Below are 11,467 nucleotides of genomic sequence, written 5' to 3' on the forward strand. Positions count from 1 at the left end.
TCGGGAACCTGAAACTGTCCGTGGCTGCAGGGTGTAGATGCCCCGGCACGAGGGTATGGGTCTACGTAGGAGTGATCTCCCGCCCGGACCGTGACGGGGCAGTTTGCATTCGAACCACAGGGCCGCCGGAAAGGAACAACATGCCAGCGATCGTGCAGATCAGACACTGCGGGGTGAAGCCGTGACCCGCCCGCGCCCGCAGGATGGCGACGAGCGCCGGGGCGGCCTCTCGGACCAGCGCGGCCTGACCGGCTGGCTGCCCCGACGGCTGGCGGCGGCTGAGCCTTCCATCACCGTCATCGGCGATTTGATGCTCGACGGCTGGTGGTCGGGATCCATTGACCGGCTCTGTCGTGAGGCGCCGGCCCCGGTCGTGGAAGTCGGCCAGCGGAAATTCTCTCCGGGCGGCGCCGCCAACACCGCCATGAACCTGACCGCCCTCGGGGCCAAGGTACGACTGGCAGGGCTAACGGGGCGCGATGATGCCTCGGCCGAGCTGCTCCGCCAATTAGGGGACAGTGGCGTGGACGCCACCTACGTGGACCAGGTGGCCGGTCTGACCACAACCACCAAAATCCGGATCAGCAGCGGCGGCCAAATTCTGCTCCGGCTCGACGAAGTCGCAGGTGAGACCCCGGCGGAGGCCTTGAGCCGACTGGCACAATGCATCCCTCAATTGCTGCAAGACCAGGACACATTGGTCCTGTGTGACTACGGAGCCGGGGCGCTTAGCGGAGCGGTACGGAGCGCCCTGTTTGACGTGCTGCCGGGACGCTCGAATCTTCTGCTGGTCGTGGACGCACATCAGCCACGTGCCTGGGCCGGACTGAAACCGGACCTGGCCACCCCGAACGCCCTGGAAGCTGCCGCCATGCTCGGCGTTAAGCTCACCGCCGGACCCGAGCGGGCGGCCGCCGTCGTCGATCACCGCAACGAGCTGCTGGAAGCGGCCGGCGCGCAGGCGGTGGTTGTGACGCTGGACCGCGAAGGGACGGTTCTGTTGCCCAAATCCGGGGAAGTCCACCGGACGTGGGCACGTCCCGTCCAAGAGGCGCAAGCATCCGGCGCAGGCGACACTTTCGTTGCCGCGCTGACGGTTGCCCGGGCGGCGTCACTGCCGCTGACCACCAGCGTTGATCTTGCCCAGGCCGCCGCCGACGTTGCGGTGCACCGTCCGGGAACTTCGGTGTGCAGTACTGAGGATCTCAGCCGCCACCTTGAGGGGTTCACCGGCGCCGCCCTCGACGCCGACGAACTCGCCCGGCAAGTGCGCCGGCACCGTGAGGAGGGACGCCGCGTGGTTCTCACCAACGGGTGCTTCGACGTCCTGCACCGCGGCCACACCCGTTACCTCAATCAAGCCAAACAGTTGGGCGATGTCCTGGTGGTGGCTCTGAACAGCGACGAATCCGTCAGCCGGTTGAAGGGGCCCGGACGGCCCATTAACACCATCACAGACCGTGCCGCTGTGATTGCCGCCCTTAGCTGCGTGGACTATGTCACAGTTTTCGACACTCCCACGCCCATTCCCCTGCTCAAGAGGATCCGTCCGGAGATCTATGCAAAGGGCGGCGACTACAGCCCCGAAATGCTGGCAGAAACCTCCGTCGTGGAGCGCTATGGCGGCCGGGTGGCGATCCTGGACTACGTTCCTGAACAGTCCACCACTGCGGTGGTGGACCGGATCCGCAGCTTCGACGGCACACCCCGCAGCAAATCCCCCGACCATGCCGGGCAAACAGCCGGTCCGCAGACGACCATCAGTACGATCACAAAGGGGAAATTGCGATGAAGAAGAGCGCCGATTCCGAAGATACAGCTGCCAGCCATTCCTTGTCTGCATACTTGCACAGCCATCTGACCGCCGCCAGCGCGGGGGAGCGTCTCTTCGAGCAGGCCGCCAAGTCCTGGCGGGACACGTCCCATGCCGGCGAAGTCGGCGGGCTCGCAGCCGAGGTGAGTGAAGACAAACGGGCGCTGGAAGAAATCTGCGAACAACTTCATTCGAGCATGCCTGCCTACAAGAAGCCCGTTGCCTGGGCCGGGGCGCAGGTTGCCGCCCTCGATCCGCTCAACCCGCTGCATTCCATCGAGGGAGCCAAAGGGCAACTCGAGCTTGAGTCGCTGATCTCAGCCGTCACCGGAAAGCTACTGCTCTGGAAGACACTTCGTGTGCTGTCACGTGAAGACAAGCGCATCGACCCGGACCGCATGGAACAGCTAAGTAACCGCGCGGCGGCCCAAATTCAGGCCCTGGAGACATTGCTGCTGGACACTTGCCGGACTAGACTCGCGCCTGCCCCAAAGCCGTGACCAGCTGAGGGAGTCCATGGTGTCAACACCGGTTCGACCCTGGTGTGTGTCGTCGATGTCCAACTCCCTGCCAGTGAATCCCTGGCCGCGTCGTCCTCGGCGGCCCGTGTCTTCGTCTGGAATCTCAGTCATGGGGCCAACCCAATGGCCGGCGCCCGGTGTGTCGAGCAGCTAGCCGAGGCAGGCGCCGGTTCCCGCCGGGCGGCGGAGCCCGGCGGGAACCGCTTCAGGCGAACCGGGTGGCGGTTCCGATTGGGCCAAGTCGGGCGAGCTGGCCAGGATGTAGTCCGTGGCGGCCGGTCCGGTCACGTCAGGCGGTTGTCCACTGGGTTGATCCGGTGTTCCTTCAATCCCGCCCGGAGGGACGGGGCGAGCTGTGGCCGGTCCTGGTTGTCAGGCACCAGCGGGTGTAGAGGCCGTACAGTTCGTCCTTGCCCAGTCCGTCGTCGGACTCGCGGCCGGTGGCGAGAGCTTCGCTGAGGAACCGGGCAAAGTAGGCGGAGGTCATCTCAATTCCTTTCCGGGAGGCGTTGGTGGCCGGGCCCGTGGCCGGGTGAACCCGGCCCGGCCCTTACCTTCAAGGCAATCAATTGTTAGCGTGAGAGGGACGATGCCTCCGGAAGGAGCTAAGAAGTCATGAGCAACGAACCTAGCCAGCCTGGCGACGACGTGCCTGATGGCGGGCGGGACGGAACCCGTCATATCCCGAGGGACCCACGGGAGGACGAAGGCACAACGGCGACGGACCACCCGGGTGCCGGAGCGGGAACCGAAGCCCTGGACAGTGGCAACGGTAATCTGCCCGGTGTCCCTGGCAGCACCGAGGATGCGATCAAGTCCTCGGGCCCGGCCGAGGAACAGGACAACGAATCCCCTGAGGCGCGGGGCCGGACAACATATAGTTCGCCCAGCGAGCAATAAGCGACTGGCTATCCGCTCGACCATGTCACTACGCTCTCTACGTTCAGGTCCGGGAGGGTGCCCTTCAGCTTCGGCCCATTTCCTTGGAGGGATCCTCGTCACCCTCTGATGGGTCAGCGCGGAGCGCGTCCGGGTCCGCGCCGGGAAGGCCTGCCGGGCCCGGCACGTCCCGCGGAACCTCACGGACCGCACTGTCTGCATCCGAAGCCGCGAGGTCGCCGGTTTTCCCCTCGCCGCCGGGGCCCGCGTTTTCGTCCGTTAGCTGCTGCTGGTCGTTGCTGCGGCGGGATGTCTCCTTGGCGTCGTCCATGGCGTTGGACCCTTCGCTGATGGACGAGTGAACCCGGATGTCCTCGTCGGGCGCCCCCGGCTCGGGCACATGCCCGTCATCCTTCGACATAGAGGTCCCGCCCAGGTCTTCCATGGCGTTTTCTGCGGCTCTTTTGATGCTGTCACCAATTCCCATCGGTTTGCTCCTCACATCGCTTAAGTGCTTCGGGTTCCCCGCCATTGACGGTTCCAGGATTATCAGCATGCTTACAAATAGTCCAGAGCCGCCACACGAGGAAAGGGACAATCATGAGCGCCTATCATCCCGAAAGTGACCCGGCCAACCCGGAGCCACTGCAGTCGGGGAACAACGGGGAGCATCTAGCGCATCCGGGCACGAGGGGTGAGCCGGCCGCCGAGCCGGCTGCCTCGGCCAACCCGGATCCGCTCAGCGGCAAGATCATGGGGCTGGAGCCAGGCGGGGGAGTCCCTCCGGGAGAGACGCCCCCGGCCGAAGACGCGATGAGCCGGGACCAGGGCCACGACGAATAGGGGCCCGCTGGGTCAGCCCCTCGGCACTGCGGCCGCTATGTTTAGATCCGCCAAGGGGTCACGGAGTGGGGCCGCCCCCGTTGACGTTGAGGGGTCTCGCCCGCGACGAAGCTGGATTCCGCGGAGGCCAGGAAGTTGGCGCCGGTCTCTGGGGTGCCCTTCGTCATTCTGAGGAGAAATGACGTTGTGACATGCCCCTTAGTGGGCTGCTGTGCCACAACGCAACAGTAGGATTTGAAACTGCGGTTTTTCTTGCCATGTGGGAGCCCTGCATTGGGGAGCGGCAATGCTGGGAAATTAAGTGACACGGGCGATTACCGGGCGTTGAAGACATCCGGGCCGAAGCTGTTCAGGCCGGCGGCCCCGGCGTATCCGAGCCTGGGTACTGAAAAGATGTCTTCGATGCTGGCAAGCAGGCTGTAGTGGTTGTACATCGTGTCCGACGTCGTTCTCCCCTTGGTGAACGGCGAGATCACCAGCGCGCCGACGCGCCCGCCCGCTGTGCCTCCGGCGACTCCCGACGGACCGGAGGTCTTGGCTTCGGTTTCGTCGAAGGTGATGACCAGCATCCCGTCCTGTTTGTAGGCTGGGGAGTCCAGGATGGCAGGGACCTGGTGCTGCAGCCACCTGTCGGCGCTTTCGAGACCGCCGGGCCTCCCGTCGATGCACGGTGTGTCGTGTCCGTCGTTGCACAGGTTGGGTGTGATGTAGGAAAGGTTCGGTGTCGTGTCCGTGGACTTCAGGTCATCAGCGAAGTGGGTGTAGTCCACCACGTTGTTCGGGCAGTCCGGAGACGATGTGATTTCGTCAAAATACACGAACGGGTTGTGGCGCGTTGCGTATTGGTCGCCCGCCTTCGCCTTGTTGTGATCGTCCGTGGAGCCGGGCTCGGGATGCTGGCAGGGAGCGCCCATGTCCTCCATGTAGCCTTTCCAGGTCTTGCCGGCGGAACTGAGCTGGCCTGCAAGGGTGGGAACCGAGGCCGGGTACACACAGCCGGTACCCTGCACCTGGCCCGCCTCGGATGTCCCGGTTTATTGGAACTCGGCATATACAGGGCAATCGGCGCGCGTCATGGCGTTCGAGCCCTGCCCGGAAATCTGGGCCAGGTAGTCGGGGAGGGAGTTGTGGTCTGTCCCGTAGTACTGGGAGAGCAGCACGCCCTGTGGGCGCAGGGTCTTCGATAAGTAGGTGGCCGCCGATTCGGCGCCCCAGACGTCGTTGTAGTCGTGGTTCTCCAAGTTGATCACGAAGACGTGGCCGGGCTTCCCCGAGGCCTGTGTGGGTTGTGGGGAGGGGGTTGTCGTAGGAGTGCCGGGGGCGGCCGTTGTCTTGCCCTTGCCCGGCGATGGCCCGCCTCCTGGCGGGGTGGGCTCACAGGCCGTAGCCGCCACGGCGAGGATGGCTGCAAGAATCAGCGAGGCGGGTCGTGCCGCGCGGTCCAGCCCCAGAAATTCGAAGGTATTCCGGCTCATCGGTTCCGGCTTTCTCTCTGGCCCGGCTCCCGATGGGCCAGGTGCCAAGTGGCGTCTACTGTTCCACACCAGAATCAACATTGTCTCTGTAGCCCCTGAGTAAGCCCTGTGAAGCCTCTCGGGCGCGGGACTCCACAGCCAGCCCGCCGCACATTTTCCGGATGGAGGGGACTATGACAGGAGCCGAGCCATGGACGGGAATGTCCCGGCAGTGCAGCGGTGACTCCGGCCAAGGCCAGTAGCGCGCTCATGGTGATGATCCCGGCCAGGAGGACAGCAGCGCCACTCGAAGTGTGGCGGGAGCGTCAGGGTAAAACCCAACGTTGAAGGTTCGCTCATGCAGCGGTGACCTCCAGCCAGATTCTATTTGCCTCGTTCTCGTCAACACTAGCTGCGGGCTCTCCCTGCGTAGACACAGCGGGGGCACTCTGATTTTGTGGGCCTCGGGCTCTTGCCGCGCGGCGGGTGCGGAGGTAGGTTTTCGTGCCGTGGCCGTGCGCCCGCAGTGGGGGGCCGCGCGGCGGTGGTTGGCCCGAGTGTGGCGTTGGAACTCGCCGGGGCCAACCACCTAAGCGGGCTTGCTGATGGCCCCGGTCCGGCCGGTGGGATGCGGGACCGTGGAGGGACGGCTCTCAGGCTGTTCTCAGCCCGAACAGGGACATTGAGAAAAGCCCCGAAATGCCAACCCCGGCTCGGCCGAAGATCCAAAGACTCCGGCCGCGGGCTCTCCTCAACCGGCGTGCGGCCGGGCATCACATCTCCCTCCAGCGCAGTCAAAAAGCACCTGGAATGGATAGGATTCGGACCGCCTTCCGTTTCGAATGCAACAACTATGCCATCGGCCTGCGGCCTAATGCCCCACCAGCTGATGGAGCCGCATCGTCCGTCCAGCCCGCCGTTCAGCGATCCTGCGGTCCGCTTCCTGCCGGCCGTTCAACGAGATTTGCCGGGCATCAGGTGACCGGGATCTACGGATGGGAGTCCTTCACTCAATGTCTGTGTTCCCAGGAGACCGGCGGGGCAAACACCCGTCGGCAGTTTTGTCCCGGCGCGTTGACTGGCTGGGCATCATGGATGCTCTTCCGGCACCTGCCGACTGTCCGACAACTCGGCGGCGGCGGGAACATAGTTCCTATTCACACGCGGGACTACACGCGGGACCTGCCGCGGAGGAAGTGGAAGATCAGGACGACCACGGCAATTACCAGAAGCAGGTGAATGAGCCCACCGCCGATGCCTCCGAGCAAGCCGAGAAGCCAGAGAACAGCGATAATGATGGCTATCCAAAGCAGCATGAGAGTCTCCCTTGTTTTTCTGCGAGTGGAAATGCTGATTCTGCCCCCTGGCCGGTCTGCCAATTTGCCCGCGGCGTTCCCCGAAAGGGGCTCGCACGGATTCGGTTCGGGTTGCGTGCGGCCTGCACCCGACGCCGGCCCGGTCCGGTGCGGCGTAGGGCGGGGCTGATGTGGCCGGTTAGACGTCAGGAGATTTTTCCGTGGCCGGAGGGTTTTCTCCGGACGAGTGGTGTGCTTGCTTGAGATGGCGTGCGAGCTTTTCCTCAGCGGCCGCGCGCCGTTGCCCGATGGTGCGCATCTGGTGTGTGGTCAGGTCCTCGCGGCGCGTCCACGGGGCAGCGCGTAGTGCCGGCCCGGGTTCGGTGTGTTCGTTCATGACCGCATCGTCGCACACGATCTTTCTGGGCAAAAGGCACAATTTTGCAACGCCTGGGAGCGCAAGTGTTCCCCCACGGATCGAGGAAACGGCCCGGGGTCTAGGCAGCCGGAGCCGATGCCGGGCCGTTTTCTTTCGCCGGTCCCCGGCCGATCGGGGTGGTCCGGTCGGCGTCGGCACCCTTGGTTTGGAATCCCTGGGGGAGCGGTGCGAGGGGAAGTTCCCGGTGGACGATGTAATCGCAGGCAGCGGGGCCAATCATCGCCAGCCCGGTGCACAGGCCGCCCGGGTGGTCGGGCTGGATGTTCGCTGCGCGCAGCCCGGCTCTGAAACTTCTGGCTGGAGCGGGTGTGGTTCCCCGGAGGGAGCACCAGCTCAGGTATAGACCGTACAGCTCTTCCTGGGTGAGTCCGTCAGCGTCCTGGTTCCGGGCGATGCAGTCATTGACGAATTCGTGTAGCGGTGACTTCAACATCTTGGCCTCCTGCGTCCGCGGCGTAGCCGCTCAACTGGCACAGCTATCAAGGGGTGAAGCAAAACCGTCCCGGCTTCGGGTACATAGAAAATTTAAGATGCCGGGCTGCGCCTGTCAACGGGGGGACATTCGCCTTGTGCTAAGTGCACACCGTCGACAGGCCGGCGGCTGCCTAAAGTAGGTCGAGGGCGTTCGCCCTGGCGGCATCGAGCAGCGCTGGCTTGGCGTCCGGGGCCTCTTAAGGAACCGACGTATGCAGGTCATAACCTTGTCGTGGGCCGACGCGTAGCTGTCATTTGCATGCGCACGCTGGGTTCATGATGGCGCCGTGGGGGATGAGAGCGGTGGGGGGATGAGAATTGTGAGAGGTCGCGACCACTCCGTCAATGAGAAGCGCGGTCGTTGGTCTGAGACGTTTGTAGCCGCGGATATGGGTGTGTACATCGGATATTGGGGGTGTGTACAAAGTACACACTTTGGGCGTCGGATCGGCTGTAGATAGGACGGATCGGGCCGGTTTACGCATGTTTTTGCGGGAGTCCAGTGTTTGCGGGGAGGGAACGCGGTTCGAGTCCCACCTCGGGCAAGTGTTTTCCCTGTTCAGGGGCTTGTGGGCCGCTGAGTGTGTACAAATCTCCTTTTATGGGCCCCTCCGGGGGCCCATTTTTGTTGATGCCCGTTGCGGTCTGGCGGCTCCTCTCTTGCCTTGGACAGCGGTGTTGCTGCTTACTCCTTCATGGCCGGGAGCGCTTGGAACTGCATGACCTGCTGCGACTTCGGGATCAAAAACTCTATAGTCATCCCTGTCGGCAGCCAGAACTCCAGGGAAATTTTCGTTGTGTCCTCGGCAATGTTCTCGAGCAGCGGGCAGGAGCCGGGCCAACCTATCGCGTTTGGTGACGACAAGGGGCGTCGCCGGCTCGAACAGCCGCCACGGCTTTCGCTTGGTCCTGGCCGTTTCTTTTTCCTGTCGGTCAGCCATTGTCGAAATAGATCGGGCCCCCTGGGGACACCCAGCCAAAAAGCGCATTGCGTGGCGCTGTCAGGTCCTGTTCGTTGGTGGAGATCCGGGCGTAGCCCGATGATCTGCGCGGGCAGGGGTGCAACTGTCGCGATTGTCCAACCTGAGCGGGACAGTTTTGCGGGCGGGGCATGCGCGAATCCAAGTTTCCAGTATCTGTATCTGATTTCTCGCAGCGCCAGTGCGGGCGGACGGTGTCGCGGTGGGGGACCGGCTAACGGGCGCGGGTCGCATGGTTGCTGGAGGCCCTAACGACGCGTGCGTAGCCCTGGCCCTTTGGTCTCTCATGCGGTGGGAATCAGGCTAGGTTTCACTCATGGATGTTAAAGCGCGGAAGCCTTGGTTCCGACCAAACGAGTCCAACCCGGGCTGGCATCCCAGTTCGTTGGAGGGTGGGCGGACCATTGGCGTCATCGTCGACGCGGTGGTTACCGTTGTCGTGCTGTGATGCGGATGTCATCGTGAGCGGCTTCCTTGCCTGGGTCGCGGGTTCCGGCATAGTGCAGGGTCTGATCATGGGCCTAACCTTCGCGTACCTGACCACCGTCCTGGTCTTGAACGCCGTGGCGAAGACGGAGACGAAGAGCGTCAATGGCTGGAGCGCGATTCGCAATGCTGGCCATCCAGGCAACGGACTACTCGTTCGTGCGGCCTTGCAGAAGGCGCTCCCGGTTGTCAACGTGTTCGAAGAGGCCGCCTACTGGACAACGACCAGCGATGACGCGGGGAAGCGTCTCAGTGGGGAGCATGCGTATCGCCTTCATTTCTCGGTAGGTCAGCTTCCACCGAATGATGCCTTCTGGTCGCTTACCGCGACGGACACCGTCGGCTATATGGTCAACGCCCCAACCGGGCGGGCAAGCGTGAACGACCACTCTGGTCTCGTGACGAACGCCGACGGCTCAGTCGACATTCTGCTCCAACCGAATCAGCCATCGGGTGCGGCGCAGAACTGGGTAGCGACACCGCCCGGCCGGTTCAAGCTCATGCTCCGCGCCTATCTACCCGGACCGGCCATCGTAGACGGCGGGTACGAGGTTCCGCCGCTCGTCCAGGTGCAGTCATGAATCGCCTGATCCTGAAATACGCCACTCCGGTGACGATCGCCATCCTGGCAATCTTCGCGTGGGTCACCTACCGGCGAATCGCGGCCGGCGGCTTGGGCTCGATCATTCTGCTGGTGGCGACAACTGTGGCCATCTGGATGATCGGTACGTTCGTCTTCATCTACTTCTGGCCGCGGATCACAGTGGGCGGCTTCAAACGAATATTTGTCCGGCGCGGGCTGGGTGGCGGACCGATCCCTGTGAACACGATTTATGCCGTGCCGGAGAGCCCGTCTCAGTCCGCTTTGTCCGGCAGTGTCATCGCGACCGGCACCGACGACGTCCTGTACTTTGGCGGCTGGTTGGATGTCAACGCCGGACCACAAGTGCTGCACGTGCCCGAGATGGAACAACGCTATTACAGCGTGCAGTTCACCGACCCGACCAGCGGCGCCAACTTTGCCTACGTGGGCAAACGCACCACTGGAACCGCTATCGGCGACTTCCTCCTCTGCGAACCCAAATGGCGAGGATACGCCACACGGCATGACACGGATCGACGTGCCCCACCACGCCGCCCTGCTGATCGGTCGGGTCTTCGTCGCCAACGAAGATGACCGCCACACGGCGTACGAACTCGCGAAGCTGATCCAGCTCACGCCAGCAAAAGGAGCGTGAGCATTCGCGAAAACCGATCCCCACGGCTCCGAACTCGCCACCCACAAGGCGCCCGTCGAGGGATCCCTCAACGGACACTTTGGGGGCGGGCCTAGCACGGCGAGGCAGATCCAGGGTCTGCCAAGCGCCAGGGCTGCCATGGTCCGTGGCCCAACAGTGATCGGGACTTGGCAGCGGCGCGTAAGCTGCGGCAGGGGGCAGCCCTTGCACAAACGTCAAACTCCGGGACATCGCCGCATCAGTGGTCGCCTCTCTTTCACAAGACCCGACAGTCCGGACGTACTTCGACGCCTAACTGCTGGGGCTGCACGGTAGCGACGTTGGGCAGACCATCTTCGCCCTATTCACCGACGAAACGGAGTAACCTTGCAGTGAGCCCGGGCGGCTGGATCCCCCAATACAGTCGTCCGGTAACTCATGTTCCCAGAGTCATCGAACCTGGAAATTCCGGGCGGTCCGCCGCTTAGGGCCAACCACCGCAGTCACGCACCAGCGGCGGCCCGCCATCCTTCGCGACACCCTTGAACGATCACAACAGCCGCGTCGCCAGGAGCACCGAAATCCCGTGCCGGCGTTTTAGCGGCGTGCGTATTGGGAAGCCTTCACAAGGCTGCCCGAAGGGCCGTGTGCTGTGGCTCCTCAGGACGAGTCAATAGCGCGACCATTACTGTTCCGGATTCCTCGCGGTGGAGAAGCGGCTTACGGGGGAGTTGTTTTGGTTAGGAAGCGGTATTCGTAAGCGGAACCTCAATCGTGCAGTGGAGATCCGACGACTTCGAAACCCTGGCTGCTCATCGATCCTGACAGCAGCGGCATCGCTTCGGCAATGCTGCTCCGGATCGAGTCCAGTTTCAAGGAGGCCCGGTGGGCGCTCTCGGATATCCACAACTCGGCAACGAACACCGTGTCAGGTTGGGCATCGTTAATCCCTACTTCGTAGAGGAGGCAACCCAGTTTCGCAAGCCCGTCGGCTCGCCTGGTGAGGAGTTCTATGAGGCCATCGCGCGCGCCCGGCTTGGTGCCGAGAGTCGGGGAGAGAGGCCTG

At 63.5% G+C, this 11,467-nt stretch carries 13 protein-coding genes and 1 pseudogene; 6 read left to right on the forward strand and 8 right to left on the reverse strand.

What is annotated here, in order from left to right; genetic code table 11:
- Nucleotides 1-181: 181 nt before the first annotated feature.
- Nucleotides 182-1,792: a D-glycero-beta-D-manno-heptose 1-phosphate adenylyltransferase gene (rfaE2, locus tag AC1D1A_RS20180; RefSeq protein WP_476948551.1), complete on the forward strand. Its 1,611-nt coding sequence runs from the start codon at nt 182-184 to the stop codon at nt 1,790-1,792.
- Nucleotides 1,789-2,313: a hypothetical protein gene (locus AC1D1A_RS20185; protein WP_476948552.1), complete on the forward strand. Its 525-nt coding sequence runs from the start codon at nt 1,789-1,791 to the stop codon at nt 2,311-2,313. The genes rfaE2 and AC1D1A_RS20185 overlap by 4 nt, the downstream gene beginning before the upstream one ends.
- Before the next feature lie 346 nt (nt 2,314-2,659).
- On the opposite strand, the gene AC1D1A_RS20190 is transcribed toward AC1D1A_RS20185, so the two are convergent.
- Nucleotides 2,660-2,821 carry a hypothetical protein gene (locus AC1D1A_RS20190; RefSeq protein ID WP_476948553.1) on the reverse strand — a complete coding sequence of 54 codons (162 nt, stop codon included), beginning with the start codon at nt 2,819-2,821 and terminating at the stop codon, nt 2,660-2,662.
- 128 nt (nt 2,822-2,949) lie between these two features.
- Between AC1D1A_RS20190 and AC1D1A_RS20195 the strand changes: the two genes are divergently transcribed.
- Nucleotides 2,950-3,234: a hypothetical protein gene (locus AC1D1A_RS20195; protein ID WP_476948554.1), complete on the forward strand. Its 285-nt coding sequence runs from the start codon at nt 2,950-2,952 to the stop codon at nt 3,232-3,234.
- 64 nt (nt 3,235-3,298) lie between these two features.
- Here the strand turns inward: AC1D1A_RS20195 and AC1D1A_RS20200 are convergent, their stop codons facing one another.
- Complete coding sequence (locus AC1D1A_RS20200; RefSeq protein WP_476948555.1) at nt 3,299-3,700, reverse strand: hypothetical protein; 402 nt, start codon at nt 3,698-3,700, stop codon at nt 3,299-3,301.
- Between the two features lie 113 nt (nt 3,701-3,813).
- On the opposite strand from AC1D1A_RS20200, the gene AC1D1A_RS20205 reads away from it, so the two are divergent.
- Complete coding sequence (locus AC1D1A_RS20205) at nt 3,814-4,056, forward strand: DUF6480 family protein (protein WP_476948556.1); 243 nt, start codon at nt 3,814-3,816, stop codon at nt 4,054-4,056.
- A 314-nt stretch (nt 4,057-4,370) separates the two neighbouring features.
- On the opposite strand, the gene AC1D1A_RS20210 is transcribed toward AC1D1A_RS20205, so the two are convergent.
- The 5 genes from AC1D1A_RS20210 to AC1D1A_RS20230 all read right to left on the reverse strand — a co-directional run bounded on the left by AC1D1A_RS20210 (nt 4,371) and on the right by AC1D1A_RS20230 (nt 7,677).
- On the reverse strand, nt 4,371-5,066 hold the full coding sequence (locus AC1D1A_RS20210) for an alkaline phosphatase family protein (RefSeq protein ID WP_476948557.1): 696 nt from the start codon (nt 5,064-5,066) through the stop codon (nt 4,371-4,373).
- A 24-nt stretch (nt 5,067-5,090) separates the two neighbouring features.
- Complete coding sequence (locus AC1D1A_RS20215; RefSeq protein ID WP_476948558.1) at nt 5,091-5,531, reverse strand: hypothetical protein; 441 nt, start codon at nt 5,529-5,531, stop codon at nt 5,091-5,093.
- 1,148 nt (nt 5,532-6,679) lie between these two features.
- Complete coding sequence (locus tag AC1D1A_RS20220) at nt 6,680-6,826, reverse strand: lmo0937 family membrane protein (RefSeq protein ID WP_441410653.1); 147 nt, start codon at nt 6,824-6,826, stop codon at nt 6,680-6,682.
- Between the two features lie 178 nt (nt 6,827-7,004).
- A complete protein-coding gene (locus AC1D1A_RS20225; protein ID WP_476948559.1) occupies nt 7,005-7,202 on the reverse strand; it encodes a hypothetical protein in 198 nt (65 codons plus the stop codon).
- A gap of 100 nt (nt 7,203-7,302) precedes the next feature.
- A complete protein-coding gene (locus AC1D1A_RS20230; RefSeq protein WP_476948560.1) occupies nt 7,303-7,677 on the reverse strand; it encodes a hypothetical protein in 375 nt (124 codons plus the stop codon).
- 1,482 nt (nt 7,678-9,159) lie between these two features.
- On the opposite strand from AC1D1A_RS20230, the gene AC1D1A_RS20235 reads away from it, so the two are divergent.
- Both AC1D1A_RS20235 and AC1D1A_RS20240 read left to right on the forward strand, forming a co-directional pair.
- Complete coding sequence (locus tag AC1D1A_RS20235; RefSeq protein ID WP_476948561.1) at nt 9,160-9,765, forward strand: DUF1214 domain-containing protein; 606 nt, start codon at nt 9,160-9,162, stop codon at nt 9,763-9,765.
- The gene (locus tag AC1D1A_RS20240) at nt 9,762-10,361 is read left to right on the forward strand and encodes a DUF1254 domain-containing protein (protein ID WP_476948562.1); all 600 of its coding nucleotides are present in this window, start codon (nt 9,762-9,764) and stop codon (nt 10,359-10,361) included. The genes AC1D1A_RS20235 and AC1D1A_RS20240 overlap by 4 nt, the downstream gene beginning before the upstream one ends.
- Before the next feature lie 808 nt (nt 10,362-11,169).
- Here AC1D1A_RS20240 and AC1D1A_RS20245 read toward each other — a convergent pair.
- Nucleotides 11,170-11,430 (reverse strand): annotated as a pseudogene (locus AC1D1A_RS20245) (putative quinol monooxygenase); the annotation flags it as partial.
- Between the last annotated feature and the right edge of the window lie 37 nt (nt 11,431-11,467).

This window comes from Arthrobacter sp. P1_B9 (assembly GCF_056406495.1).